Source organism: Agrobacterium sp. Ap1, from assembly GCF_017313375.1.
Classification (GTDB): domain Bacteria; phylum Pseudomonadota; class Alphaproteobacteria; order Rhizobiales; family Rhizobiaceae; genus Neorhizobium; species Neorhizobium cellulosilyticum.
In genome coordinates this window covers 402,341-427,842 of sequence record NZ_JAFLMY010000003.1, presented here as the reverse complement: position 1 = coordinate 427,842, position 25,502 = coordinate 402,341, and the positions used below count along the sequence as shown (strand labels likewise).

At 58.9% G+C, this 25,502-nt stretch carries 21 protein-coding genes and 1 tRNA gene; 11 read left to right on the top strand and 11 right to left on the bottom strand.

Annotation, left to right across the window (positions count from 1 at the left end):
* Window positions 1–131 precede the first annotated feature (131 nt).
* On the top strand, window positions 132–1,010 hold the full coding sequence (ppk2, locus tag JZX87_RS08300) for a polyphosphate kinase 2 (protein ID WP_148148319.1): 879 nt from the start codon (window positions 132–134) through the stop codon (window positions 1,008–1,010).
* Window positions 1,011–1,037: 27 nt separating this feature from the next.
* Here the strand turns inward: ppk2 and JZX87_RS08295 are convergent, their stop codons facing one another.
* Window positions 1,038–2,273 carry a hypothetical protein gene (locus JZX87_RS08295; protein WP_206825043.1) on the bottom strand — a complete coding sequence of 412 codons (1,236 nt, stop codon included), beginning with the start codon at window positions 2,271–2,273 and terminating at the stop codon, window positions 1,038–1,040.
* A 247-nt stretch (window positions 2,274–2,520) separates the two neighbouring features.
* Here JZX87_RS08295 and JZX87_RS08290 point away from each other — a divergent pair, with 247 nt between their 5' ends.
* Both JZX87_RS08290 and JZX87_RS08285 read left to right on the top strand, forming a co-directional pair.
* A complete protein-coding gene (locus tag JZX87_RS08290; RefSeq protein ID WP_183823478.1) occupies window positions 2,521–3,477 on the top strand; it encodes an NAD(P)H-dependent flavin oxidoreductase in 957 nt (318 codons plus the stop codon).
* 115 nt (window positions 3,478–3,592) lie between these two features.
* Window positions 3,593–3,668, top strand: a tRNA-Thr gene (locus JZX87_RS08285).
* Window positions 3,669–3,745: 77 nt separating this feature from the next.
* On the opposite strand, the gene JZX87_RS08280 is transcribed toward JZX87_RS08285, so the two are convergent.
* The 3 genes from JZX87_RS08280 to JZX87_RS08270 form a co-directional block, all read right to left on the bottom strand.
* Window positions 3,746–5,566, bottom strand: coding sequence for a capsular polysaccharide export protein, LipB/KpsS family (locus tag JZX87_RS08280; RefSeq protein ID WP_206825042.1), 1,821 nt, complete (start codon window positions 5,564–5,566; stop codon window positions 3,746–3,748).
* Between the two features lie 97 nt (window positions 5,567–5,663).
* Entirely contained in the window at window positions 5,664–6,815 is a 1,152-nt protein-coding gene (locus JZX87_RS08275) for a ceramide glucosyltransferase (protein WP_148148323.1), read from the bottom strand.
* A gap of 157 nt (window positions 6,816–6,972) precedes the next feature.
* Entirely contained in the window at window positions 6,973–8,088 is a 1,116-nt protein-coding gene (locus JZX87_RS08270) for an NAD(P)/FAD-dependent oxidoreductase (RefSeq protein WP_206825041.1), read from the bottom strand.
* 232 nt (window positions 8,089–8,320) lie between these two features.
* On the opposite strand from JZX87_RS08270, the gene JZX87_RS08265 reads away from it, so the two are divergent.
* From JZX87_RS08265 to nadE, 4 genes are all read left to right on the top strand, one after another.
* Complete coding sequence (locus tag JZX87_RS08265; protein WP_206825040.1) at window positions 8,321–9,274, top strand: D-2-hydroxyacid dehydrogenase; 954 nt, start codon at window positions 8,321–8,323, stop codon at window positions 9,272–9,274.
* A 153-nt stretch (window positions 9,275–9,427) separates the two neighbouring features.
* Window positions 9,428–9,688 (top strand): acyl carrier protein, encoded by a 261-nt coding sequence (locus JZX87_RS08260; protein ID WP_148148326.1) that lies wholly within the window; start codon window positions 9,428–9,430, stop codon window positions 9,686–9,688.
* A 16-nt stretch (window positions 9,689–9,704) separates the two neighbouring features.
* The gene (locus JZX87_RS08255) at window positions 9,705–11,258 is read left to right on the top strand and encodes a class I adenylate-forming enzyme family protein (protein ID WP_206825039.1); all 1,554 of its coding nucleotides are present in this window, start codon (window positions 9,705–9,707) and stop codon (window positions 11,256–11,258) included.
* Window positions 11,255–12,253, top strand: coding sequence for an NAD(+) synthase (gene nadE, locus JZX87_RS08250; protein WP_206825038.1), 999 nt, complete (start codon window positions 11,255–11,257; stop codon window positions 12,251–12,253). Before JZX87_RS08255 ends, nadE begins: the two co-directional genes overlap by 4 nt.
* A gap of 12 nt (window positions 12,254–12,265) precedes the next feature.
* On the opposite strand, the gene JZX87_RS08245 is transcribed toward nadE, so the two are convergent.
* Together JZX87_RS08245 and JZX87_RS08240 are read right to left on the bottom strand one after the other, a co-directional pair.
* Window positions 12,266–13,375, bottom strand: coding sequence for a hypothetical protein (locus JZX87_RS08245; protein WP_206825037.1), 1,110 nt, complete (start codon window positions 13,373–13,375; stop codon window positions 12,266–12,268).
* A gap of 108 nt (window positions 13,376–13,483) precedes the next feature.
* Complete coding sequence (locus JZX87_RS08240) at window positions 13,484–13,876, bottom strand: PRC-barrel domain-containing protein (RefSeq protein WP_206825036.1); 393 nt, start codon at window positions 13,874–13,876, stop codon at window positions 13,484–13,486.
* A gap of 232 nt (window positions 13,877–14,108) precedes the next feature.
* Between JZX87_RS08240 and JZX87_RS08235 the strand changes: the two genes are divergently transcribed.
* From JZX87_RS08235 to pgi, 3 genes are all read left to right on the top strand, one after another.
* Complete coding sequence (locus JZX87_RS08235) at window positions 14,109–15,803, top strand: long-chain fatty acid--CoA ligase (RefSeq protein WP_206825035.1); 1,695 nt, start codon at window positions 14,109–14,111, stop codon at window positions 15,801–15,803.
* A 143-nt stretch (window positions 15,804–15,946) separates the two neighbouring features.
* A complete protein-coding gene (locus tag JZX87_RS08230) occupies window positions 15,947–17,194 on the top strand; it encodes an alpha/beta hydrolase (RefSeq protein ID WP_148148332.1) in 1,248 nt (415 codons plus the stop codon).
* A gap of 108 nt (window positions 17,195–17,302) precedes the next feature.
* Entirely contained in the window at window positions 17,303–18,928 is a 1,626-nt protein-coding gene (gene pgi, locus JZX87_RS08225; RefSeq protein WP_206825034.1) for a glucose-6-phosphate isomerase, read from the top strand.
* A gap of 75 nt (window positions 18,929–19,003) precedes the next feature.
* Here pgi and JZX87_RS08220 read toward each other — a convergent pair whose 3' ends face one another.
* From JZX87_RS08220 to pyrC, 4 genes are all read right to left on the bottom strand, one after another.
* A complete protein-coding gene (locus JZX87_RS08220) occupies window positions 19,004–19,930 on the bottom strand; it encodes a carbohydrate kinase family protein (protein ID WP_206825033.1) in 927 nt (308 codons plus the stop codon).
* Between the two features lie 57 nt (window positions 19,931–19,987).
* Window positions 19,988–20,683, bottom strand: a complete 696-nt coding sequence (locus tag JZX87_RS08215) for an orotate phosphoribosyltransferase (RefSeq protein WP_183823504.1) — start codon at window positions 20,681–20,683, stop codon at window positions 19,988–19,990.
* A 148-nt stretch (window positions 20,684–20,831) separates the two neighbouring features.
* Complete coding sequence (locus JZX87_RS08210; RefSeq protein ID WP_206825032.1) at window positions 20,832–22,013, bottom strand: GGDEF domain-containing protein; 1,182 nt, start codon at window positions 22,011–22,013, stop codon at window positions 20,832–20,834.
* Between the two features lie 127 nt (window positions 22,014–22,140).
* Window positions 22,141–23,181, bottom strand: coding sequence for a dihydroorotase (gene pyrC / locus JZX87_RS08205; protein ID WP_206825031.1), 1,041 nt, complete (start codon window positions 23,179–23,181; stop codon window positions 22,141–22,143).
* Between the two features lie 248 nt (window positions 23,182–23,429).
* Between pyrC and JZX87_RS08200 the strand changes: the two genes are divergently transcribed.
* Entirely contained in the window at window positions 23,430–24,353 is a 924-nt protein-coding gene (locus tag JZX87_RS08200; RefSeq protein WP_206825030.1) for a tetratricopeptide repeat protein, read from the top strand.
* Between the two features lie 4 nt (window positions 24,354–24,357).
* Here the strand turns inward: JZX87_RS08200 and JZX87_RS08195 are convergent, their stop codons facing one another.
* Window positions 24,358–25,398: a proline racemase family protein gene (locus tag JZX87_RS08195; protein WP_206825029.1), complete on the bottom strand. Its 1,041-nt coding sequence runs from the start codon at window positions 25,396–25,398 to the stop codon at window positions 24,358–24,360.
* Window positions 25,399–25,502 lie beyond the last annotated feature (104 nt).

Below are 25,502 nucleotides of genomic sequence, written 5' to 3'. Positions count from 1 at the left end.
TAAGCCTTCCATGACACTTGTGCATCAGGGCCTATGGAAAACCTATGCCGGAATGCCACCTTTCGGATAGCGTGCCGCCATGGCGCAGCGCGTCGTCATAAGAGATACCGAGGACAAAGAGGAGAGCAGGCATGTCAACGGGTGAAAGCAGGACGGTCGATCTGACAATCGGGGGAAAGAAACGGCGATTTGACATAGACAACCCGACCCTGCCGGACTGGATCGACGACCAAGCGCTTTCTTCGGGCGATTATCCCTATGACGACAAGCTTAACCGGGACAAATACGAAAAGCAGCTTGAGAAGCTGCAAATCGAACTGGTCAAGATGCAGTTCTGGATGCAGGCGACGGGCAAGCGGATGGTGGCGCTGTTCGAAGGCCGGGACGCGGCCGGCAAGGGCGGCACGATCTTTTCGATCCGCACTTATCTCAATCCACGTTCGGCGAGGGTCGTCGCTCTGACCAAACCGACGGAGACCGAGGCGGGGCAATGGTATTACCAGCGCTATGCAACGCATTTCCCGACCAAGGGCGAGATCGTTCTTTATGACCGTTCCTGGTATAACCGCGCCGTGGTCGAGCCGGTCATGGGGTTCTGCACGCCGGCGCAATATGACAGCTTCATGCGGGCGACGCCGCGGTTTGAAAAGCTGCTGGTTGAAGATGGCGTGCATTTCTTCAAGTTCTGGCTCGATATCGGCCAGGAAATGCAGCTGAAGCGCTTTCACGACCGACGCCATGATCCGCTGAAGATCTGGAAGCTCTCGCCGATGGATATCGCCGCGCTGACGAAGTGGGATCAGTATACCGAAAAACGCAACAAAATGCTGGAGGAGACCCACACCAAGGAGGCGCCCTGGGCGATCCTGCGGGCCAATGACAAGCGGCGCTCACGGCTGAACGCGATCCGCCACATCCTTCTATCTCTCGATTACGAAGGCAAGGACAAGGATGCCATCGGCGAGATCGACGACAAGATCCTCGGGTTCGGACCAAAGTATCTCAAATAAAAACGATCGGCAGACGAAGCTGCCGGGTCACTGACCCGGCAGAGCGCGAACGGAATATATGAAGACCGGGCGATCTGCGCCCTGAATGCCGGTGTTGACGATGATACGGCCGGGGGCATTTGGCGCTATGGTGCGGTCGAAGCTGACCTTGAATAGCGCGTCGAGCTTTTCCTGCGTCGCCGTGAAACGGTGGCGCGAACAGCTGCCGAGGCTGCCGAAATCGCAGCGAACCGAAATCTGCGAATGCTGGTTTGCTGCCGACTGGATGGTCAGCGCCAGCGTGGAACTCTTGCCGGCAAGCTCGCGCAGGATTTCCACCGGCACTTCGATTGCGACATCTCCTGCGGCATCCGGCGTGGCAGAGGTGATCTTGAGCGCCTGCGCTTCGGTGGCCGTTGCGATTTCCGCCCTGGCTTGAGAACCTGCGGTAAAGGCCGTTCCCTGCTGCGGCTGGAAGATGGAAACCCATTCTTCTGAAAAACCTCCGCGCGAGGACAGCACGGATGGACCCTGCCCCGAGGACTGAAGCGCCGACGGACGATTGGCGCTGCGCACAGCATCCTCGATGATCGATTGCACCATGCCCGACTGATAGAAGATGAAGCAGCCAGCAGCGACAATGCCCAGCGTTATGATCCATGTGATCAGATGAGACAGAAAGCCACGTTTCTTCCGGCCGCGGCGTCCAGCCGGAATTTCGGCGGATGGCTTGGCCTTACGGCCTTTGCGCCCCTTCGTCCCGGTGGCCGCTGCAACCTCGTCGACGGGAGAGGCTTCCGGTGGCGTGCCGGGCACCTGTTCGGATCCATACCCTGCCGGCGCGATATCCGGGGCCATCGAGGGCATTTCGGAGTGACGGTCTGCGGTCACTCCTGATCGGGTTACACCACCAAGTGCAACCGCCTCAGCCACGTGGGGAGCGGGTGCACGCGGTGCGTCGACAGATACGGAGACGTCGGGGACAACGTGTGATGTGGTCTGGCGGACAGGCGCATCGATTTCGACAAAGGGATCGACATCGGGAGCCGGAACAGGCTGGGCCGACTGCGCCAGGCGGTCGATCTCCTCGTTCTCGATCTCGCTGATCTTGTCTTCCAGCCGCTTTTGCTGCTGCATGATGACGAGATTATCGGTGACGCCCTGCTTGCGCAGGCCGGCATCAAGTGCCTGGCGGGCGGACTGATAGATCCGGGCGCGCACCTGGCCATCACCACGTTCGGCGCGATCCAGGGCATTTCTTATGGCTGTTTCCAGGCCGCTCACTGCCGGTCCTTCCGGTTCATTCCAACTGGCGAGCGTAATCGTGTCACGCTCCGATTTTTAACCTCTCGGTAACGTCTCAGGCGCCGAACTGCAAGAAGGCGACCCAACTCATCCCGTGATGAGACGGCCGAAACATGGTGGCAAATCCATGGCGGGTAAGTTCGATCCGCTAAACCGAGGCGACTTCCCCCCGTGAAATTCATCTGATACACCATCTTACGTAAAGGTAATTCGGGAGGTTACTTTCATGCTTCCAGCGGTCCTCAAGGACAGGCTGCGGCTGCCGGTCGTGGCATCGCCGCTCTTCATCATATCGCATCCGCAACTGACGCTGGCGCAATGCAAGGCGGGTGTCGTAGGGGCTTTTCCGGCGCTCAATGCGCGGCCCGAAAGTCAGCTCGACGAATGGCTGGCACAGATAACGGAAGAACTTGCAGCGTATGATGCCGCCAATCCCGACAAGCCATCGGCACCATTTGCCGTCAACCAGATCGTCCATACGTCGAACAGGAGGCTGGAACACGATCTGATGATGTGCGTGAAGTACAAGGTGCCGATCGTGATCTCCTCGCTCGGCGCCGTGCCGGAGGTGAATGCCGCCGTGCATTCTTATGGCGGCATCGTGCTGCATGACATCATTAACAACCGGCATGCAAAATCTGCCATCCGCAAGGGTGCCGACGGTTTGATCGCAGTTGCGACCGGTGCCGGCGGCCATGCGGGCACGTTGTCACCCTTCGCACTGGTACAAGAAATCCGAGAATGGTTCGACGGACCGCTTCTTCTGGCCGGAGCGATCGCTACCGGCGGCGGCATTCTGGCGGCCCAGGCCATGGGCGCCGACATGGCCTATATCGGCTCGCCCTTCATCGCTACGGATGAGGCACGCGCTTCAGAGGGCTACAAGCAGATGATCGTGGATTCGACCGCAGCCGATATCATCTATTCCAACTATTTCACCGGCATTCACGGCAATTACCTGAAGGGGTCGATCACAGCGATGGGCATGGACCCGAATGCACTGCCTGAGGCCGATCCGTCGAAGATGGATTTCGACAAGGCGACCACCGGCGCGAAAGCCTGGAAGGAAATCTGGGGGGCTGGCCAGGGTGTGGGCGCGATCAAGGCAATCGAACCGGTGGCAAAGCTCGTCGACCGGCTGGAGGGAGAATATTTGCAGGCCCGTGAACGGCTCGGACTTTAGCCCCACCAGACCTGTTTGAGGAAAAACGACAGGATCGCGAAAACCGGCTTGAAATCGGAATTGGTTGCCTGTATCAGCGCATCACTCGCAGATTGGCGCCAGTCGCCACTGCCGGGCCGCTTTAGCTCAGGTGGTAGAGCACATCATTCGTAATGATGGGGTCGCAGGTTCGAGTCCTGCAAGCGGCACCATTCTTCCTATGTCAATAGAGTGATTTTGTTCTCGTTTCATTGAAGCGCGAACCTTTATTTACGCGACCAAGACCGGGTCAATGGTCTTCGCCTGCGAAACGGCTGCCTACCTGATACACTTTCAAATGGTCAATCACTCGCGTTTCGATTTCGGCTGTCGCGCGATCGCCGTCGCGCAGGTCCACCGCATAGGTATTTCTCAAGAGATACCAGAATTTCCGCAGCTCATCAGGCGACAGCCTTGATCGGCCGGGGACGAACTGATCGGCAAAATCGCCGCGGCTTTTGCAGACGAAACATCCGGCCATGTAATCCGATCGGCCGAAAACATAGACCGGCTTTTCGTGCAGCAGAGCTTCTGCGCCGACACCCGAATTGATGACGCAGACGGCTTCAGTCTTCGGGATGATGGCATGGATGCTCGAATAGACCTGGCGGATCGTGCCCTTGGCGACCAGTTCGCCGAGATAATGCGACACCTCCGGCGTCGTGCACAGGGGATGCCGCTTGACGACGACGGCCATGCCCTGAGTTTGCGCTGCCTGGACAACTTCATCCACCATGGCGAACAGGTCAAGATAGGCCAGCTGGCTGACGGCATCGCCGATAAGCTGCAGCGCGACGAAAATGAACTTTTCCGGCAATTCCTCTACATTCGAAACAGCCGCCTGCTGGTATTTCGACAAATTGCCGCCGATGACGCGCTGTTTTTCATGATCGAAGAAGTCGCTCGCGGCATGCGGAGAGACATCTGCCGCGCGCAGTTCGGATAGCGTCATGGCCGAAAATTTTGACCAGCCTGCATATCCCCGTCGATCGAAGCAGAACAGGGACGGCCGATCGGTTTCCTTGAAATGCATGCCGAAATCCGTGTCGGATATGGTGTGATAGGCGAAGAACGGAGCTGACATATTCAGCACGCCATGGGTCCGCAATCTGCTTCTGACCGCATAGGGTATTCCATGCTTGTCGAGTGCCTTGACTATGCCGGAAAGGGCAAAGCGGATGTCCGCGCGAAAGCCGGGATAATCGATCTTGTTTCTTCGAAAAGCGGCGGCCGGCAAAAAGATGACGGGCAGGTCAGCAATAACAGCAGGCCGGCTACCGCCGGCACGGGCCAGGATATCCTCATGGGCTTTGCGGATCACATGACGAAAACCCACAGTCTCATCCACGATAGATTGCAGCTCCGCAGAGAGTTTTTGCGTCTTTGTCATTCCTGACAGATGGGACGACGAGACGAAATGCAGGGCGCCATCAAGATCGAAAAGGCTAAGCCTTGCGGTCACCACATCGCCCATATGCCACCGGGCTAGAGTTCGATCATTTTCGATATGGACCAGCTGCGTGGTCAGATGCCTGATGGCACCGGCGAAAATGTCCTCTCGATCACAGGCTTCTGCGGAAAGGGCCGTCGATATGGCCAGTGTCAGGTCGAGATAGCCCGGCTCCGCCTGCATGAAGGCCAGTCCGTCTTCGGCAAGTCGTTCGTGATAACGTTGCTGATCGGAATCGTTCACTCCCGCAGGCTCGTTTCCGCCCTTCATCTGACGCTGAGAAGCTGCGCGCAGAAGTACCGCCGCCCCCGGGGAGAGGCGCGGATCGCCAAGGATTTCGGCCAGCCGTCGAGCGTGACCGGGCTCCACCACTCTGGTGATGTAAGTCGATATGCTCCAGAAGGTAAGCTGCTTCTTCCTTACACGGCGGAAGAATAGATTTTCCGCCGCTTCGGGTCGGTCGGCATGGTATTCGATCAGCATCCGGCCCTCGAAGAGAAGAGCCGACAGCTTTCTCAATGAGGCAAGCGGAGGCATGAAAAACGCGGCAGCGCCAAGCAGGATGCGCATCATCCGCAGGTTTCTGCCTGCCCGCACTCTCCTCTCGATATCCCCGATCATCGCGCCTGCCCTGAGCCGTCAACTGCCTGAGCAGACGGTATAGAGCGGTTCGCAACCAAATGGGAAGCTCTCGGAGATGTTGACCTTAGTTCCGGATTCAATGAGGCGAGGACGCAGAACTCAGCTCGCTTGTCTCGGTGCCGATCGTCATCGTGTTGCCGCGCCAGTCGAATGAACCGCTCAGCCAGCTTCTCATCCAGATTGCGGGTGACAACACGTCGCGCGCAAGCATAGCAGGAAGCGTCCAAACCGAGAGGTGCCAGTTCTTTGCCACGATCAGAGCGAGCTCGGGAAGATAGACGGCGGTGAGGACGGCAAGGGTGATCATCGAGAATGAGGGAGAGCCTGTCGACAAGGCTGCCGCAGCAAGCGCCAGTAGAAGCGGCGGCAGGCAACCGAGCAGGATTTCCGGCACGAAGAAGGCCGGAAAGGTGACCCGGCGCAGGCGCGCCCAACGTGCTTGTCGGGACCATATCTGAGTGAGTTCGCGCCTGCCGAGCGGCTGTTCGAATGGCGAGGCGACAAGATGGACCTTGCGGCCGAGACGACGCACCAGCTTGGTCGCGGCAGCGTCCTCAGCAATTTCGGCACCGAGTGCGGCGATGCCGCCTTCCGCATCGAGCATCGGCTTGAACCACAACATGCTCTTGCCCTGGGCAAATCCGAGGCCAACTGCTTCGCCGGCATATTGCCAGCGTGCCTGCTGGGAGTTCAGGAAGGCGCATTCGATTTCTGCCCAGAAACCTTCCGGGCGAGAGCCGAGCGGAGTGGAGCAAACGAGACCTGTGTTCGGTCGACGCGCCGCCATGAGATGGCCAATATAATCGCGCGGCATTAGAACGTTGGAATCGGCCAGGACAACCCAGTCGTTCACCGCAGCACGCCAACCCTTGACGCAATTGTTGAGCTTCGGATTGGCGCTGACGCGGTCGTCGCCAATCAGCAGGCTTGCCTTGATTTCGGGATGCCTTGCCATGACCTCCTTGACCGCCGGAATGACCGTGTCACGCGCATCGGCAACACAGAAGATCAGCTCGTAGTCCGGCCAATCCAGATCGAAGGCGCGTTCTAGCGTCAGGGGGGTGAAATTCTCGATGCCGCAGGCCGGGATGACGACGGAGACAGGCGGCTTTTCGGTGAGCGCAGTTGCCGGGCTGCCTCTGCGCGACAGGCGACCCATCGCAATGCCGATACTGATGCCGTTGGCAGCGATCAGTGCACCGGAAACAAGGCCTAGAATAAGCGACATCACAAGCGATCTCCGTTGGGCCTCGATATGTCAGCGTCGGGTTCCGCCTTCATGGGGCGCGGCTCATCGGGCTTGGCGAAGGAGCCAAGCACGGACGGATGTCAGGGACATGACACGAGGGCGGATGCCGGGGCTGACCGGTCCATACCCACGACTTTTATTCGGAAATCAGCCTCCAGACCTCATCGGCGATGGCAAGCGACGAGGTGAGGCCAGGAGATTCGATACCGTATAACGCCACGTAACCCTGATGTCCCGTAACCTGCGGTCCCTGGATGATGAAGTCTCCGCCGCCACCGCCTTCGGGGCCTACCGTCTTTGGCCGCACGCCGGCATAGGCCGGCTGCAGCGAGGCATCCTTCAGATGCGGCCAGTATTTACGGATCGCGGCATAGAATTTTTGCGAGCGGGCCGGATCGACATCGTAGTTTGGGGCTTCCACCCATTCGACATCAGGCCCGAACCGCGCCTGTCCGGCGAGATCGAGTGTCAGATGCGTGCCGAGGCCACCCGGTTCCGGTACCGGATAGATCAGCCGACTGGCCGGTGCCTTGCCAGACAGGGCGAAATAATTGCCCTTGGCGTAGGAGCGATGCGGGATCGTTGCAAGATCAAGCCCTGCCAAGTTTTCAGAGACAGACCAAGCCTCAAGCCCCGCCGAATTAACAACCAGCCGTGCGTTCGCGGTGAAAGGGTCATGGCCGCCAACGAAGAGATTTAGCCCATTGGCTGTCAATTCACCGGAGAGAAGCGGAGAGTTTACGACAATCGTGCCGCCATGGGCCTCGATATCGGTAATATAGGCGTCCATCAGGCCGTGGCTGTCGATAATGCCGGTCGACGGCGAAACGAGCGCCGCATGGCCGGTAATCTGCGGCTCGAGTGCATGCAGTTCCGCGGCATCGATGAGGTAGCAATCGTCGACGCCGTTGGTTGCAGCCTGTTTCAGCAGTTTTTCCAGATAGGCGACCTCATCCGGATTGGAAGCGACGACAAGCTTGCCGCATTGGCGGTGCGGGACATGGCGCGCGCGGCAATAGGCATAAAGCGCGTCTCTACCCTTGACGCAGAGTTCCGCCTTGCGGCTGCCGCTTGCATAATAGAGCCCGGCATGGATGACCTCGCTGTTGCGCGAGGAGGTGATGCTGCCTGTCAATGGCTCGCTTTCGAGAACGACGACCTCACGCCCCGCCATCGCCAGCCGGCGGGCAATAGCCAGACCGACGACACCACCACCGACGACCACGCAATCGAGGTCGAGAACTTCCCCCATGCAACTCCCCCATACAGGTCAACTTGGCCGTTCTTCGGGCTTTCACGAAAGCCCGAATGTTGTAGGACTACATTCCTCAAACAGGCGCGCGCCGAATGCAAGCCGGAACTAAAGCGTGTCGCGATCCTTCGGATTCGCTCACACGCTTTAGATTCTTGATTTGTCGCATGTCTTCAGCGCAAAACCGCTGCACACTTTTGCGCGACATGCTTTACTTTTTTGGGAGGCTCCAATGACGAAGATTGTTTTCCTCGATCGCGACACGATCGGTCCTGCGGTGACGATCACCCGGCCGAGCTTTCCCCATGAATGGGTCGAATACGGCAAGACGCCGGAAGCTGAGGTGACGGAGCGCATCCGCGATGCAGATATCGTCATCACCAACAAGGCACCGGTGCGCGAAGCGTCGATCAAGGCTGCGCCGAAGCTGAAGATGATTGCGGTCGCGGCGACCGGCTACGACGTAATCGATCTCGCCTTCGCCAAGGAGCGCGGCATCGTGGTCTCGAATGTGCGCGGTTATGCGGTCAATACCGTGCCGGAGCATACGTTTGCGCTGATCTTTGCGCTACGCCGCTCGATCGTCGGCTTTCGCGAGGATGTGATTGCAGGCGAGTGGCAGCGCGCCAACCAGTTCTGCTTCTTCAACCATCCGATCCGTGATCTGGCCAATTCCACGATCGGCATTTTCGGTGGCGGCACGCTGGGCCAATCGGTGGCACGGATCGCCAAGGCGCTGGGCATGAAGGTGATGTTTGCCGGACGCAAGGGTGCAGCCAAGGCGGCGGAGGGCTATACGCCGTTCGAAACGGTGCTCGAAGAGGCCGACATCATCACGCTGCATATGCCGCTGAAGCCCGAGACGCGTGACCTGATCGGGATCGAAGAGTTCCGCAAAATGAAAAAACATCCGCTGATCATCAATACCGCACGGGGCGGGCTGGTGAACGAGGCAGACCTTGTGACGGCGTTGAATAAAGGGCTGATTGCCGGCGCCGGCTTCGATGTGCTGACCAAAGAACCGCCGGGAGCCGACAATCCGCTTCTGACCGTTCTTGACCGGCCGAATGTAATCCTCACCCCTCATGTCGCCTGGGCGAGCGATGAGGCGATGCAAGCGCTCTGGGCACAGGTGATCGGGCATGTCGAGAATTTCGAAAAGGGCACGCCGTCCAACGTTCTTTAGACTATCCACCTGAACATTTTCGGGAATGTATCAAAGTGGAAATGCGGGCTTAGTGAAAGATTCAGGTGTTTGATGCAGGGTCAGACTATGGGTAATAGTGGCCGCGCGTGTTGAAACCGCTGCATAGGCCGCTCTCTGGGGAAGGCTTATCTGATGACCGACAAGTTCAACGCACCCGTGCGGGAATTCATTGCGGAAAACTTTCTGTTTCGCGCCGATGCTGAACTCGACGACAACCAGTCATTGCTGGAAAGCGGCGTGATCGATTCCACCGGCGTGCTCGAAGTCATCGCCTTTCTGGAGCAGACGTTCGGCATTTCCATTGCGGACGATGAGATCGTTCCGGAAAATCTCGACAGCATCGCCAACATGACGCGATATCTGGCATCGAAGCTGCCGGCCGCGGCGGCTTGAGGCCAGCGGACCGGCCATGCGTATCGAGGATCATCTTCGCCAAAGCGCCGATCGTTTCGGATCGAAGACGGCGCTGATCGCCGGCGAAATCCGTTTGGCCTATGAGGATCTGGACGAGCTATCTGATCGGCTGGCTGCTGGCCTCATCACGCAGGGGATCAAGGCGGGCGACCGGATTCTGATGGTTGCCGAGAATTCGGTCGAGGTAGCGGTGGCATTCTTCGCTGCGTGGAAGGCCGGGGCGGTACCCTGCCCTCTCCATGCCTCGATCAAGCAGGACAAGCTGCGCGCCATCATCGAGAGTACAGAACCTTCTACTATCCTTGCGCAGGCCCGTTTCCGGAGCGTGGTGGACAGTGCACTCAGCGGTGCGGATCATATTCCTCTCAAAATTGCATTCGGGACCCTGCCAACGAGCGCCACCGAAGATTGGCTGGCCTATGAGGCGATTACCACTCATGACGGCAAGGCCGAACTGCCGCGACAGGTGGACAGCGAAGCGCTGGCGCTTCTGATCCACACATCGGGTTCGACCGGCACGCCGAAGGGCGTGATGCATAGCCATGCCAGCCTGCTCGCCGCCTGTGGCTCGATTGTCGACTATCTGGAAAACAACTCCGACGACATCGTGCTCAGCGTGTTGCCGATCTCCTTCGGTTACGGGATCACCCAGATCCTGACCATGGTGATGGTCGGTGGAACGCTGGTTCTGGAGAAGAGCTTTGCCTTTCCACGCAGGGTGCTTCAGCGTCTCGCCGAAGTGAAGGCGACCGGATTTCCGCTTGTGCCGCCGATGGCGGCCCTGATTACGGGGATGCAGGATCTCCAACCGGGTTTTCTGCCTGAAATGCGCTATATCACCAGCGCTGCTGCCGCCATGCCTCCATCGGTCAGCCATAGACTTCGCAGCCTGCTGCCGGATGCCCGGCTGTTCCTGATGTATGGCCAGACGGAATGCATTCGCGCGACCTATCTTCCGGCGGAAGAAGCCGACATGCGGCCGCTCTCTGTGGGCCGGGCCATTGCGGGAACGCGCGCTTTCGTCATCGATGAGGACGGTCGCGCACTCGGCGCCGGCGAGATCGGTGAACTGGTGGTCGAAGGACCGCATGTGATGAGCGGCTACTGGAGAGACGAACTGAATTCGTCCACCAGGCTGCTGCCTATTGCGAACGGCAGGCGGCTTCATACCGGCGACCTTTTCAGGACCGATGACACCGGCTTTCTCTATTTCGTCAGCCGGCGCGACGACATCATCAAGACCCGCGGCGAGAAGGTGAGCCCACAGGAGGTGGAGCGGGTTCTCTACGCGCTACCCGGCATTCGCGAGGCGGCTGTGTCCGGTATCGATGATCCCGTGTTCGGCCAACTGATCCGCGCCTATGTCGCTTTGGAGCCTGATACCGGGCTTTCCGAAAAGGATATCCTGCGCCACTGCGCGGCTCATCTCGAAGATTATATGGTGCCGAAAAGCATCGAGTTTCGCGACGCGTTACCAAAGACCAGTACCGGCAAAATCCGCCTTACCGCCGAACAATCCGCTCCCGATATCGAGGACAATGTCGCATGACAAACGCCCCTGCCCGCTTGAAACCGACCTCATCGTTTTCCTCAAAAAGCCTCGTGCTCGATGCCGAGGCGGAGATAGAGCGCATCTGCGAATGGCTGCGCCTCACGGTACTCAAAGACCTTCGCAAACGCGGCGCCGTGCTCGGCCTTTCCGGCGGCATCGATTCCAGCGTGACGGCAGCGCTTTGCGCCCGCGCGCTCGGCAAGGGCAAGGTGAGCGGCGTGTTCATGCCGGAACATGACAGCGACCCGGATAGTCTGCGGCTCGGCAAGGCGCTGGCGGAGGCGGTCGGCATCGAAACGGTACTGGAGGATATCGGTCCGTCACTCGCCGCCCAGGGATGTTACGCCCGCCGCGACGGCTTTATCCGTCAGGTCGTGCCGGAATTCGGTGACGGCTGGGGCTGCAAGGTGGTGCTGGAGGATGCTCTCACGGGGCGCGGTTACAACATCTCCTGGCTGGTGGTCGCCAATCCGCAAGGCGAGCAGAGCCGGCACCGGATGCCGCTCGATGTCTATCTCGGCATGATCGCCGCCGCCAACATGAAGCAGCGGACCCGCAAGCAGATCGAATATTACCATGCCGACCGCTTGAACTTCGCCGTTGCCGGCACGCCGAACCGGCTGGAATACGACCAGGGATTCTTCGTCAAGAACGGCGATGGCGCGGCCGATTTCAAGCCGATCGCGCATCTCTACAAGACCCAGGTCTATCAGCTGGCGGAAGCGCTCGGCGTGCCGGAAGAGATCCGCCGTCGCCCACCGACGACCGACACATGGTCGCTGCCACAGGGACAGGACGAGTATTATTTCTCGCTGCCCTATGACCGGATGGATATCTGCCTCTATGCGCTGGATGACGGTATTTCGCGCGAAGAGACCGCGGACGCCGCGGGGCTTACAGCGGATCAGGTGGATGCGGTCTGGCGCAATATCGCCTCGAAGCGGAAGGTCGCCGATTACCTGCACGCCCCGCCGCTGACGATGCTCGACTGAACCCGATCGGGCTCAGTCGAAATCGTCGCCGATCAGGCGCATCCAGTTTTCTCCGGCGAGCCCGCTGATCAGGGCTTCGCCGGCCTTGATCGGTTCCAGCAGGCTTTTGTCCTTTGCATGGGCGACGAAAAAAGCGCGGCCGTAAAACAGCGTCTTCCGGCTGATGAGTTCGGGCGTCAGCCAAGGATGGCCGGCGCCGCGGATAGCGACACAGCCTGCGGCATCGGCATGTGCAAACAGATCGTCGACCATTTCGCCGGCGATGTTCGGCGCGCAGACCGCCTGCAATAGCCAGCCAATGCCGCGCGGGCGACCGTAATAAACGTAACAGCCAACCAGTTCTCCGCTGCGGGATTCGGCGATACGCCATGAGGGCTTGCCGAACTGGCGCTTTTCCTGCGCATGATCCATGAACCAATCCAGCGACGCTCGGTTCCACTGCGGGCGCAGGGGAAAGAGTTCGGAGAGTTTCAGCACCGCTTGGGTAAAATCTTCCCGCGATGCATCCCAGAAATTTACGCGCCCTGCCCCATGGATCGGCGGCGCCCGAAACGCCTTCACTCCCATGCGATCGATCATGCCGTCTGACAGTGATGCAACGGGGCGGAGAAAACGCGCAGCTTTCAGCCCGCGCTCGGCAACCTGAACGGCCGTGCCTGCAGGGCGCAGGATTCGCAGCCAGTTGAGACTGTAAGCTATATCCAAAGGCAGGGCGAGCTTCTGCCACATGCCGAGCGCCAGGGCATTGGCGGTTTCCGTCAGTGAGATATCCTGCGGCCCGGTGAGGAAGGCACGCAGGAGACGGGCACCTGCCAGTGGATTCTGCTCATGCCGATCCACCATCATGGAGCCGGCAAAGGCCGCGCGGATGGGGCGACCGTTTATTTCGAGGCGGGATGGAAATACACCGATGAAGCCCTGCACACCGCCGCTTTTGTCGATGAAAACCTTGGAACGGATTTCCTCGTCATACCACGGATGGTCGAAGAGCACCTCGCGCAGATACCGGACCATGGATGGACGGACAGGCTGCGAACCACGGAAGGTCTTCTGGAAGAGTTCGGCCACGGAAGGTAGGTCCTCCCGCTCCAGATCACGCACCCCGCCCGCCTTTTCCGCCATGACAGCAATCCCCGTTGGCCAAACCGCCCTGGCGGGACCGTGCCAGAATAGGCTTAAGCAAACGAAAAGAGGCCCGCTTGGGGCCTCTCTCTCAACCATCAGATCGGATTACATCCAGTAAGGCGGAACGCCGTAATAGTCGTAAACCTTCCGGTCATTTGTTCGATAGAAACTATCGTCGTCGAGATCGTGATATTTCGGAGCACCTGTAATCTGATCCTTGGTCAGGTCGATGCGGTAACCGTCGAGCTGTTCGTCATAGCGCAGCTTTTCCCATGGCAGCGGGTAATAGTCATCGCCGATACCAAGGAAACCGCCGAAGCTCAGGACCGCATAACTGACACGGCCGCCGCGCTTTTCGAGCAGAATGCGTTCGATCGAGCCGATCCGCTTACCGTCGGCGCCATAGACTGCAGTTCCTTCGACCTTATCACTGGCGATCAGCGAAGGCGTATCCTTCACATACGGATCCTGACCTGCACGGGGTTCCTGATGCAACATGACGTACCTCCTTTGATCTTTTCGTCATGGGAATAGAACTTCCCCCCACGGCAATCGTTCCCGAAAAATCTTCTCGGCCTGCGACAATTGACGCTTACGTTAAAGTCATCTAGCTGTTCGAGAATGGACCAGTCTTTTCCGGTTCCTGTGAATGACCTAATATAGGCTTTGGAGAAGTGGAGGACTTTTCCATAGCCTTCAGGTAAGGGCAACGAGCATGGAGGATGCTCTCATGAACGAACAGGTGGCGAGAGCCCCGACGAACCCGCGCAAGATCTGGCTGAAGTCCTATCCGCCCGGAGTGCCCGAAGAGATTCAACCGCTGGCTCATCGCTCGCTCGGGCAGCTTTTCGAGGAGAGTTGCGCCCGTTATGGTGACCGGCCCGCCTTCACCAGCATGGGAAAATCGCTGACTTTCCGCCAGCTTGAGGCTGAAAGCCGCAGGATTGCCGGCTGGCTGCAGGCCAAGGGCCTGGAGAAGGGCGACCGCGTGGCGGTGATGCTACCGAACGTCCTGCAGAACCCGGTAATCGTCTACGGCATTCTCCGCGCCGGCTTGGTGGTCGTCAACGTCAACCCGCTCTATACGCCGCGCGAGCTCGAATATCAGCTGAAGGATTCCGGTGCGAAAGCTCTGTTTCTGCTGGAGAATTTTGCCGCAACCGCGCAGCAGGTGTTGAAGGCGACAGCCGTAAAACATGTGGTCGTCGCGACGATGGGCGACATGCTGGGCGTCAAAGGGCATATCGTCAATCTGGTCGTGCGCAAGGTGAAGAAGCTGGTACCGGCATGGTCGCTGCCCGGCCATTCCAGCTTCAGGACCGTACTCAATGAAGGCGCAGGAACGACGCTGAGGTCGATTGACGTCGGCCCGCATGATGTCGCTTTTCTTCAATATACCGGCGGAACAACCGGCGTATCCAAGGGCGCCATCCTCACCCATGCCAACCTTCTCTCCAACAAGGAGCAGATGGGAACATGGCTGGAAACCGCCTTCCTCAACAAGCCGCGCCCGGAGCAGCTGCAGTTCCTCTGCGCGCTGCCGCTCTATCACATCTTCGCACTGACGGTGAATTCGCTGATGGGGGTTGCGACCGGCAGCCATAACCTTCTGATCGCCAATCCGCGCGACATCCCGGCCTTCGTCAAGGAGTTACAGAAACACCCGGTTCACATCTTTCCGGGACTGAATACGCTGTTCAATGCGCTGATGAACAATGCCGACTTCCAGAAGCTCGACCACTCGTCGTTGATCCTCGTCTTCGGCGGCGGCATGTCGGTGCAGCGGCCGGTCGCCGAGCGCTGGCTCGCCATGACCGGCTGCCCAATTACCGAGGGGTACGGACTTTCCGAAACCTCTCCCGTCGCGACCGCCAACCGGCTGGATACCAAGGAATTTTCCGGCATGATCGGCCTGCCGGTCTCGTCGACCGAAATTGCGATCCGCGACGATGACGCGCATGATGTCGAACTTGGCGATGTTGGCGAAATCTGCATTCGCGGCCCACAGGTGATGGCGGGCTACTGGAACCGGCCGGATGAAACCGCGAAGGTGATGACGCCAGACGGCTTTTTCCGCACCGGCGACATGGGCTACATGGACCGCCAAGGCTATGTCAAAATCGTCGACCGCAAGAAGGACATGATCCTGGTTTCCGGCTTCAACGTCTATCCCAACGAGGTCGAGGAAGTGGCGGCGATGCATCCCGGCGTGCTGGAGTGTGCAGCAGTCGGCATTCCCGACCCGAATTCCGGCGAGGCGGTGAAACTGTTTGTGGTGAAGAAAGACCCGAAACTGAGCGAGGCGGACCTCAAGGCCCATTGCGCCGCAAACCTGACCAACTACAAGCGGCCGCGCGTCATCGAATTCCGCGATCTGCTGCCGAAATCCAATGTCGGCAAGATCCTGCGGCGGGAGTTGCGGTAAGCGCTCGATGCCGTTGCAACACAGCGACAGGTCAGAACCAAGAGTGACTTGTCGCTGTCATCTCCTCCGTTTAGCAGTGGACGGCACCTTCGCGCTCAACTACTCACGAGCTGTGGTGCCGGGGATAAGCTGTTGGAGTTCGCTTGCAAAACCGTGCCGGATTTTCGTTTCGCCTGATTGCCGTTGCTTCTCTCGTCGCTGCGCTTTCGAGCTGCGCCGGCAGGCCCGAAGGCGTGCTCATTCCGACGGCTACTGCGTCTGTTCCCGACACCTCGACCGTCGATGTGCTGGTGGCGACAACCCGCAAGCCGACCGAAGCGCCCGGCATCCTGTTCTCCGGTGAACGCGGACGAGAACCCTCCGTCACTGAAATCAAGGTTTCGATACCGCCCGACAGCGCACGTGAAGTGGGTCAGGTGCAATGGCCGAAAAAGCTTCCTGCCAACCCCGCCAAGGAATTCGCCACGCTTTCGGTCACCCCGCTGCAGATCGGCGGTGCGCGCAACTGGCTGCATCATAACCTGCCCAAGAGCCGCAGGGTGATGGTCTTTGTCCACGGGTTCAACAATCGCTACGAGGATGCCGTCTATCGCTTTGCGCAGATTGTCCATGATTCCAATACGGACGTGGCGCCAGTGCTTTTCACCTGGCCGTCGCGCGGCAGCATCTTTGCCTATAACTACGACAAGGAAAGCACCAACTATTCCCGCGATGCGCTGGAGAACATGCTGCGTCAGCTTTCTACCGATCCTGCGGTCGGCGAAGTGACGATCATGGCGCATTCCATGGGGTCCTGGCTCACGGTCGAGGCGCTGCGCCAAATGGCAATCCGCGACGGTCGCGTGGCGCCCAAGATCCAGAACGTCATTCTGGCCTCGCCGGATCTCGATGTCGACGTGTTCGGCCGGCAGTTTGCCGAGCTTGGTCCCAAGCATCCTCACTTCACCCTCTTCGTATCGCAGGATGACCGGGCTCTCAGCCTATCCCGGCGGATCTCCGGCAATATCGACCGGCTGGGCCAGGTCGACCCGACGGTCGAGCCGTATCGCAGCGAATTCGAGAAGGCCGGAATCGTTGTGCTGGACCTGACGAAGCTCAAGGGCGGCGACAGGCTGAACCATGGCAAGTTCGCCGAAAGCCCGGAAGTGGTGAAGCTGATCGGCAACCGGCTGATTGCAGGGCAGACCGTGACCGACAGCGATGTCGGGCTTGGCGAACGACTGGGGGCTGTGGCGCTCGGCACCGCACAAACCGTGGGCGGCGCAGCGAGTGTCGCCGTCAGCACGCCGATTGCGATCTTCGACCCGGCAACACGGCGCAGTTATAACGATCAGGTCGGCCGTTTCGGACAGGCAGTCGGCAACACGGTGGAGACGGCCGTCGGCCAGTGAAATGGACAATTGACTGAGCCGTTACGCAAAAGACGCAACGGTGACGCTTGATTTGAACAAGAAAGCGAATAGGTTCCCCTGCATCATTCTGCAGAATGCGAGGAAATCATGCAGACCATCGTCCAAGAGCTCAAGGCAACCGCAGACGCTACCAAGGCGACGGACATTCGTGCCGCTTTCGCCAGGGATGCGGGCCGCTTCGAAAAATTCAGCGCCCGCTTCGATGATCTCACCATGGATTATTCCAAGACCGCGGTGAACGAGGAAATCCTCACGCTGCTTGAGAAGCTAGCCGATGCCGGCGGCGTGGCGAAGAAGCGCGAAGAGATGTTCTCCGGCGTCGCCATCAACTTCACCGAAGACCGCGCAGTGCTGCATACGGCGCTACGCAACCGGTCCAACACGCCGGTTCTGGTCGACGGCAAGGATGTCATGCCGGACGTCAATTCCGTTCTGGCAGCGATGGGCAAGTTTGCCGATGGCATCCGTTCCGGCGCCTTGAAAGGCGCAACCGGCAAAAAGATCACCGATGTCGTTAATATCGGCATTGGCGGTTCGGACCTCGGCCCGGTCATGGCAACGCTGGCGCTCGCTCCTTACCATGACGGCCCACGCGCGCATTTCGTTTCCAATGTCGATGGCGCGCATATTGCCGATACGCTGAAGCTGCTCGATGCGGAGACGACGCTGTTTATCGTTGCGTCCAAGACGTTCACGACGGTCGAAACGATGACCAATGCGGCCACGGCCCGCAGGTTCATCGCGGACAAGCTGGGCGATGCCGCCGTGGAGCATCACTTCTGCGCCGTCTCCACCGCACTCGAGAAGGTGGCGGCCTTCGGCATTGATGCAGAGCGGGTCTTCGGCTTCTGGGACTGGGTCGGCGGCCGTTATTCGATCTGGTCGGCTATCGGCCTGCCGCTGATGATCGCTATCGGGCCGGACAATTTCGGCAAGTTTCTTGATGGCGCACATGCGATGGACAAGCATTTCCGCGAGGCACCGGTTCGTGAAAACCTGCCGATGCTGCTCGGCCTGATCGGCTTTTATCATCGCAACGTTCTGGGTTACCCGACCCGCGCGATCCTGCCCTATGACCAGCGCCTCTTGCGCTTCCCGGCCTATCTGCAGCAACTCGACATGGAATCTAACGGCAAGGGCGTGACGATCGACGGTACGCCGGTCGAGGGCAATTCCGGTCCGGTCGTCTGGGGCGAGCCCGGCACCAACGGTCAGCATGCCTTCTACCAGCTGATCCACCAGGGCACGAGCATCATTCCGGCCGAGTTCATGATCGCGGCCAACGGTTTCGAGCCGGAGCTTCGCCACCAGCACGACCTGCTGATAGCCAATTGCCTGGCGCAGTCGGAAGCGTTGATGAAGGGCCGCACCTTTGAGGAAGCGAAAGCCCAGCTGACCTCCAAGGGTATGGAGGACAAGCAAGCCGATTTTATCGCGCCACACCGCGTGTTTACCGGCAACCGCCCGTCGATCACCTTCGTGCATGACAAGCTGACCCCGTTCGCCTTCGGCCGCCTCGTGGCGCTTTACGAGCACCGCGTCTTTGTCGAGGGCGTGCTCTTCCGCATCAACTCCTTCGACCAGTGGGGTGTGGAGTTAGGCAAGGAACTGGCGACCGGCCTGCTTCCGGTCGTTGAAGGCAAGGAAAGCGCTTCCGGGCACGATTCCTCGACTCAAGGGTTGGTGAAGACGCTGGCTGGGCTGAAGAAGTAAGCTCGATACAATCAAACAAAAAGCCCTCCGGAAGGACGTTCCGGAGGGCTTTTTTATTCGCTGTGGAAGGCTCGATTACAGCCCGATCTCGTTCGCAAATGGCGGGTTTGCCCCTGCCCGCGAGACAGTGACGGCTGCGGCTTTGGCACCCAGCGCGAGTGCCTTAGCAATCTGGTCTTCGGTCAGGTTTGCGACTTGGGACTTGGTCAGCAGGTTCTGCATCTTCAGCGATGCGAGAATGCCTGCATCGAACGTGTCGCCGGCGCCGACCGTATCGACGACCGTCACCCGTTCACTCGGAACCATGACCTTGTGATCCGCCGTATAGCCGACAGCGCCCTCTGCGCCGCGGGTGACGACGACAAGCTTTGCGCCGTGATGCAGCCAGTGGCGGGCGAGCGTATCCTCGTCGCCTTCCAGGCCGAACCAGGCGAGATCCTCATCCGAGAATTTCACGATATCCGACATGGCGGCCATGCGGCGGATACGGGCGAGATGAGCCGCCTTGTCCTTGATAAAGCCGGGGCGGATGTTCGGATCGAGCGAGATGACGCGCTTTTCATGCTCGCGCAGCATCAGCGCCTCATAGGTCGAACCGCAGGGTTCCGGGATCAGGCTGATCGCACCGAAATGCAGCGCCTCGCATTCGTCCCCGATCGCCGGCAGATCGGCCTCGGTGATCATGCGGCCAGCGGTGCCTTCGTCGTAAAAGGCGTAGGTTGCATGTCCATTCACCAGCTTGACGAAAGCGATGGTCGAGGGCCGCGAGGCGATGGCGCAATAGCTGAAATCGACATTGCTCTTGCGCAGCGTGTCGCGCAGGATGTCGCCCATCATGTCATCAGCCAGACCGGTGAAGAAGGCCGTCGGGACACCCAGACGGCCAAGTGCGATGGCCGTATTGAAGACGGCGCCACCGGCATAGGGCGAAAAGGCCGGTTCGCCGAGCGTCGTCTCACGCGGCAACATGTCAATCAAAGCTTCGCCGCAGCACAGGATCATCGATTTCCTCCCGAGATCATTGTTTCGCCCATCGATACCTGAGCTTTTATATCATTGCTAGAGCGAAAGCTCAGCTACGCCACCATTGCGACCCGACCAGGCCAATGGCGCGTCGAGGAAGGATTCGACTTCCGTAAAGGTCTTTTCGTCGAACAGCTTCTGCTCACGGGCAACAGCCAAAACGTTGCGCCATGTGGCGATGTAATTGAACTGAACCTTGCCATTGGCAAAACGCTCGGCGACCTGCGGATACATGTCGTAGAAGAACAGCGACATACCATGGTCAACCACGCCGCCTGCCGCGCGGATGGCGTCAATGAAGGTGAACATGCCGCCGCCGACCGTGACGAGGTCCTCGATGACGAGGACACGAGCACCTTCCGGCAGATGGCCTTCAATCTGCGATGCACGACCGTGGCCCTTGGGCTTCTTGCGGACATAGATCATCGGCAGGCCGAGGCGTTCGGACAGAAGGGCTGCAAACGGAATGCCCGCAGTTTCGCCACCTGCGATACAATCGAACTTCTCAAAGCCGGCTTCGCGCAAAGCGGTGGCTGCGGCAAAATCCATGATGGTGGAGCGAACACGCGGGAAGGAAAGCAGCTTGCGGCAGTCGATATAGACGGGGCTCATCATGCCGGAGGAGAACTTGTAGGGCTTGTCGGCGCTGAAATGCACGGCTCCGATTTCCCAGAGCATCTTTGCCATCAGTTCGGCCATTACGTTCCGGTCGGTAAATGTGGTCTGGATCATGCGCCCGCTCCTTGATCGCTGCTTTTCTTTATTCGCAAGTCCGAACGCGAAACTGCTGCAGATTTTCGCTGGACATTGCTTCAAACCACGCGCCGCAATAGCAGCATGGTGTCAGATACGCCAGCGGATAGATTAGGCGATGAAATTTTCAGGCTGAAGTGCGGCTGTCAGGCGCAGGGTGGATGGATCGGAGATAGGATGCGATTTCGACCCGATCGCGCCCGGCGCCCTTTGCTTCATAAAGGGCGCCATCAGCAAGGCTCAGAACGGTTTCGAACGGCTGGCCTTCCGGAGTGCCGACAGAGACACCTCCGCTGACCGTGCAGCGAACGAGCTTTCCATCGATGAAGATGTCACGTGCCGCGAAACGCATACGTACTGCATTGGCGATCCTTTCGGCCCGGCCGGGCATGACCTCGCCGACAACCATGGCAAACTCTTCGCCTCCCAGCCGCGCTGCCGCCCCCTCGGCAATCATTTCCGACAGCATGTCCTGCGCGAAGAGTTTCAGAACCTCATCGCCCGCGGAATGGCCAAACCGGTCGTTGATCGACTTGAACCTATCTATATCGAAGACGATCACGGCGGTCGATGCATTGAGCTTGCGTCCGCCATACTGATCAAACAATGCTCTACGATTGATGAGGCCAGTCAGGGCATCCGTCATCGCTTCATGCCGGTGAAGGGCCGCCATGCGCCATTGATGAAGCGCTAGCGACAAGGCGCCAATGCCGGTCATGCCCGCGATGCAGATGCCGATATTCAAGTTTTCCGCCCAGTTTACCGGCGGTTCGCCCAGGCTCATGCGGCCACCCGCAATAAGAACACCGGCACAAAGGGCGAAGGAGAAACCGCTGACGCAATAGAGAATGACCATGCCAAGCAAAGGACCAGGAGCCTCTTTGCGTGCCGTCCAGTATTGGCACCCCGTGCCGACAAGAAGGGTAGCCGTCAGGACATTCATGATGATCAGGCCGAGCCCGTCGAGCCCGACGAGAATTAGCGGCATGCCAAGTGCAAGGCTGACAAAGGACAGAATACCGGCCAACCGCCAGGGTGATATTCCAATACGAAACTGGACCGAAGCAGCGTAGATAGTGGAAAAGCCGATCATGAACAGCGCATAAGCTATCGCAGCGGGAGCGAGACCCGATTGAGCAGAGAATGTGCTGTAGACAGCAATGCCGGCCACCACCAGGCATAGTGAAATGGCCAGGGTCAAAAGAAAAGAATCCGTTCGACGGGAAAACCAGGTGCCAAACAAGGTCACCATCAGGCATGCGGCGGAAACGCCAAGCGCAAGCAGAAGAGATTGATAGTCAAGCATCATGCCGGAATTCTCTTCGAAGATTTATTCAATATGCGAGCAGAAGCTAAGATGAGAATCTCTCCAAAGTGTTACCTTTGGAGAGCTACAACTCGAATAAATATCAAGCCGGCAGAAACAACCAGTAATTTCAGTCCACGACATTCCAGAAGATTTGGAAACCGGGATCGAACACGGTGATTGCACCGGCGCCGGTATCGCGTTTTGCAGGAAACTCGACCTGCACGTCCTGCTTCTCAAGCGTGATCTTTTCTTCGTTCGGCTGCAGCCCGTACCATGCCGGACCATTCAGCGATGCGAAGGCTTCCAGCTTTTCCAGAGCATTATCCTGCTCGAAAACATGGGCAAGGCAGCTCATCGTGTTCACCGAAGTATAGATGCCGGCGCAGCCACAGGCACATTCCTTCAACGGGTCGACATGCGGCGCGGAATCTGTGCCAATGAAGAAACGATGGTCCCCGGATGTCGCAGCGGCCCGTAAGGCCAGGCGATGGCTCTCGCGCTTGGCGACCGGCAGGCAGTAATAATGCGGGCGGATGCCGCCGACCAAAATGTCGTTGCGGTTGATGATCAGGTGATGTGTGGTGATCGAGCCTGCAAGGTTCGCCTTGGACGACTTGATATAGTCGATACCGTCCGAGGTCGTGACATGCTCCATCGTTACCTTCAGTTCCGGAAGCCGCTTGCGCAGCGGATCAAGCACCGTCTCGATGAAGACCGCCTCACGGTCGAAGATATCGACCTCGGGCGTCGTCACTTCACCATGCACGCAAAGCGGCAGGCCTATCTTCGCCATGCGCTCCAAAACCGGCATGGCCTTTTCCAGATCGCGCACGCCGCCATGGGAGTTGGTCGTGGCGCCCGCAGGATAGAGCTTCACGGCAGTAATGAGACCGCTCTTCTTGCCTTCCTCCACATCATCCGGGTTCGTATGCTCCGTCAGATAGAGGGTCATCAGCGGCTCGAACCTATGCCCTTGCGGCAGGGCAGCCATGATACGTGAGCGATAAGCTGTGGCATCGGCCGTGGTCACGACCGGGGGAACGAGGTTCGGCATGATGATCGCACGGGCAAAGTGACGGCTCGTATCGCCGATCACGCCCTCCAGCACTGCGCCATCCCGCAGATGGAGATGCCAATCGTCGGGGCGGCGAATCTGGAGCGTTTTCATGGAGCTGTTCCGCTGAGTGTTTTGGGGATGCCGATCCCGCTTAACATCAAAGCAGACGCAAAGACAATCTCACGCCCATTCCGAGAACACCGGAACATCCAATCGATGCCGACAATATCACGCTAAACTTCACGAAATCGTGCGGATTACAGAGGCTCTGAAAGGACAGTCGATGCGAATACGCGGAACAAGCACACGAGTGCTGCGTTCATTAAGCAATCTGAAAGTGTTTTGAGTCGGAGCGAACAATGAAATCCCGGACTCTGAAAGTCAACAAGGGTTTTGCGATTACCACAGGTGCCGCTGTCGCGCTTCTCGCGCTGACTGTCTCACCTGATGCTGCCGAGCGCAACAACCTCCTTCTTGCCTCGGCGCAGCAGGGTGATTGCGATCGCCTGGCAGGCAGCCCTTACGACCAACAGCGCAACGGCGATTTTGCGCCTGTCAACATCGCCGACATAGGCAATCAGGCCGTTCAGGCATGCCGCATCGCTTTCGATACGACGGGGAACCCGCGCTTCGCGTATCAGCTGGGCCGAGCGCTCAATAGCGTCGACCAGCCCGATCAGGCGATGAGTGCCTACAGCACGGCGGTAAAGGATGGTTACGCGGCTGCCATGGTGAACTATGGCATGCTTATGGGTCGTCTCGGCGACGACAAGGCGGAGTTTGCGTATTATCAGCAGGCTGCCGACAACGGCAATACACTTGCCGCCTATAATCTCGGCGTTGCCTATCGCGATGGTCTGGGTACGCAGCCCGATGTCGACAAGGCGCTTCAATGGTTCGAGAAGGCCGCCGCTGACGGGGATGACACTGCCGCGTTTAATATCGGTGCCATCTATGACGAAGGCCAGCTATTGGAGGCCGACGACCAGACCGCAATCGCCTGGTACGATCTTGCTGCGCAGCGCGGCAATACCGACGCGATGATCAATCTTGGCATTATGTATGAAACTGGCGAAGGCATTACGGCCAATGCAGAAAAAGCTGCCGAGATGTATCGTCAGGCTGCAGAAAAAGGCGATATGTTCGGCGCTACCAAATACATGCAGTTCCAGGAACTGGGTGTTGTGCCTGATCCCAACCAGCAGGGCGTCGAGGGCGTAAGCTCGCTGGTGCTGAAACAAGGTGATGTCGAAGCGCCGGCCAAGATCGGCAGCGAGATCTGATAGATCAGATTATCTCGCCGGCGGAAGGCCCCCAGACGTCGGTCATTGCAAAACCATCGGCCAACGGATCAAATGGGTCGAGTGCGATCTGATGCAGGCCGAAGGTGAACCCGCGACCGGCAATCGTCGGGATGATGGCGGGCTCTCCCGCAACCTCGGTTTCGGCGGAAAGTCCCACTTCGAACTGCGTCCCAATAATCGAGCGTGACAGGAACATATCACCCACCGCCACCTTGCCGCGGGCGTGCAACGTTGCCAGATTGGCGGAGTTGCCTGTACCGCATGGCGAACGATCAGCCCTGCCCGGCCACATGGTCGTGCATGTACGCACCGTGCCATCGGCTTCCGTATCGCGGAACATCACATAAGCGACGCCGGAGATTGCCGGGATTTCCGGGTGGGCCACAGGGATCTGGCGGTTGATCAGATCCTTCAGAATCATGCCGGCCTGCACGAGGGCAGCGGCATTCTTCTTTTCGATGGTGAGGCCGATCTGGGATACGTCGACGAGACCGTAAAAAATGCCGCCATAGGAAATGTCGAGCGTGATCTCGCCCCATTCCGGCGTCAGAAGCTTCACGTCCAGTTCATGCACGAAGGACGGGACCATTGTGAGCTTCACCTTTTCGCACCGGCCGTCGCGGCAAGTGGCGACAGCCCGTACGAGGCCAGCGGCCGTTTCCAGCGTGACGACGGTTTCCGGTTCCTTCATCTCGACGATACCGGCTTCCAGAAGCGCAGTGGTGGCGCAGATCGAATTGGAGCCCGAGCTTGCATGCGCCTGATCTGGTTGCAGGATGATGAAGGCAGCATCCGCATCCGGATGTTTTGGCGGCAGGAGAAGATTGACGGAACCGATCGGGGTGCCGCGCGGCTCAAGGCAAAGGAAGCGGCGCAGTTCCTGCCCCTTGGGATCGGAATTCATCCATGCCAGCTGCTCGGCGACGGTATTGCCCGGAATTTTCGGAACGCCACCGATCGCTACACGGCCGATCTCGCCTTCCGCATGAACATCCAGCAACTGGATCGTACGCTTCCATCTCATGACATCCGACTCCGAACAGACAACAGCCGCTTGAAACTGCTGCAACAAGCTGACTGATTCACAGGTCTATTCTGGATAGCGCACGCGGTGTGTTCTGCCCATCG

Bases quoted from the DNA above. Each gene is read 5' to 3' on its own strand.
- pgi (WP_206825034.1), top strand. From the start codon at position 17,303: ATGCAGACCATCGTCCAAGAGCTCAAGGCAACCGCAGACGCTACCAAG.
- JZX87_RS08260 (WP_148148326.1), top strand. From the start codon at position 9,428: ATGACCGACAAGTTCAACGCACCCGTGCGGGAATTCATTGCGGAAAAC.
- JZX87_RS08235 (WP_206825035.1), top strand. From the start codon at position 14,109: ATGAACGAACAGGTGGCGAGAGCCCCGACGAACCCGCGCAAGATCTGG.
- JZX87_RS08215 (WP_183823504.1), bottom strand. From the start codon at position 20,683: ATGATCCAGACCACATTTACCGACCGGAACGTAATGGCCGAACTGATG.
- nadE (WP_206825038.1), top strand. From the start codon at position 11,255: ATGACAAACGCCCCTGCCCGCTTGAAACCGACCTCATCGTTTTCCTCA.
- JZX87_RS08240 (WP_206825036.1), bottom strand. From the start codon at position 13,876: ATGTTGCATCAGGAACCCCGTGCAGGTCAGGATCCGTATGTGAAGGAT.
- JZX87_RS08265 (WP_206825040.1), top strand. From the start codon at position 8,321: ATGACGAAGATTGTTTTCCTCGATCGCGACACGATCGGTCCTGCGGTG.
- JZX87_RS08280 (WP_206825042.1), bottom strand. From the start codon at position 5,566: ATGATCGGGGATATCGAGAGGAGAGTGCGGGCAGGCAGAAACCTGCGG.
- pyrC (WP_206825031.1), bottom strand. From the start codon at position 23,181: ATGAAAACGCTCCAGATTCGCCGCCCCGACGATTGGCATCTCCATCTG.
- JZX87_RS08245 (WP_206825037.1), bottom strand. From the start codon at position 13,375: ATGGCGGAAAAGGCGGGCGGGGTGCGTGATCTGGAGCGGGAGGACCTA.
- JZX87_RS08210 (WP_206825032.1), bottom strand. From the start codon at position 22,013: ATGATGCTTGACTATCAATCTCTTCTGCTTGCGCTTGGCGTTTCCGCC.
- JZX87_RS08255 (WP_206825039.1), top strand. From the start codon at position 9,705: ATGCGTATCGAGGATCATCTTCGCCAAAGCGCCGATCGTTTCGGATCG.
- ppk2 (WP_148148319.1), top strand. From the start codon at position 132: ATGTCAACGGGTGAAAGCAGGACGGTCGATCTGACAATCGGGGGAAAG.
- JZX87_RS08200 (WP_206825030.1), top strand. From the start codon at position 23,430: ATGAAATCCCGGACTCTGAAAGTCAACAAGGGTTTTGCGATTACCACA.
- JZX87_RS08195 (WP_206825029.1), bottom strand. From the start codon at position 25,398: ATGAGATGGAAGCGTACGATCCAGTTGCTGGATGTTCATGCGGAAGGC.
- JZX87_RS08220 (WP_206825033.1), bottom strand. From the start codon at position 19,930: ATGATCCTGTGCTGCGGCGAAGCTTTGATTGACATGTTGCCGCGTGAG.
- JZX87_RS08275 (WP_148148323.1), bottom strand. From the start codon at position 6,815: ATGTCGCTTATTCTAGGCCTTGTTTCCGGTGCACTGATCGCTGCCAAC.
- JZX87_RS08290 (WP_183823478.1), top strand. From the start codon at position 2,521: ATGCTTCCAGCGGTCCTCAAGGACAGGCTGCGGCTGCCGGTCGTGGCA.
- JZX87_RS08270 (WP_206825041.1), bottom strand. From the start codon at position 8,088: ATGGGGGAAGTTCTCGACCTCGATTGCGTGGTCGTCGGTGGTGGTGTC.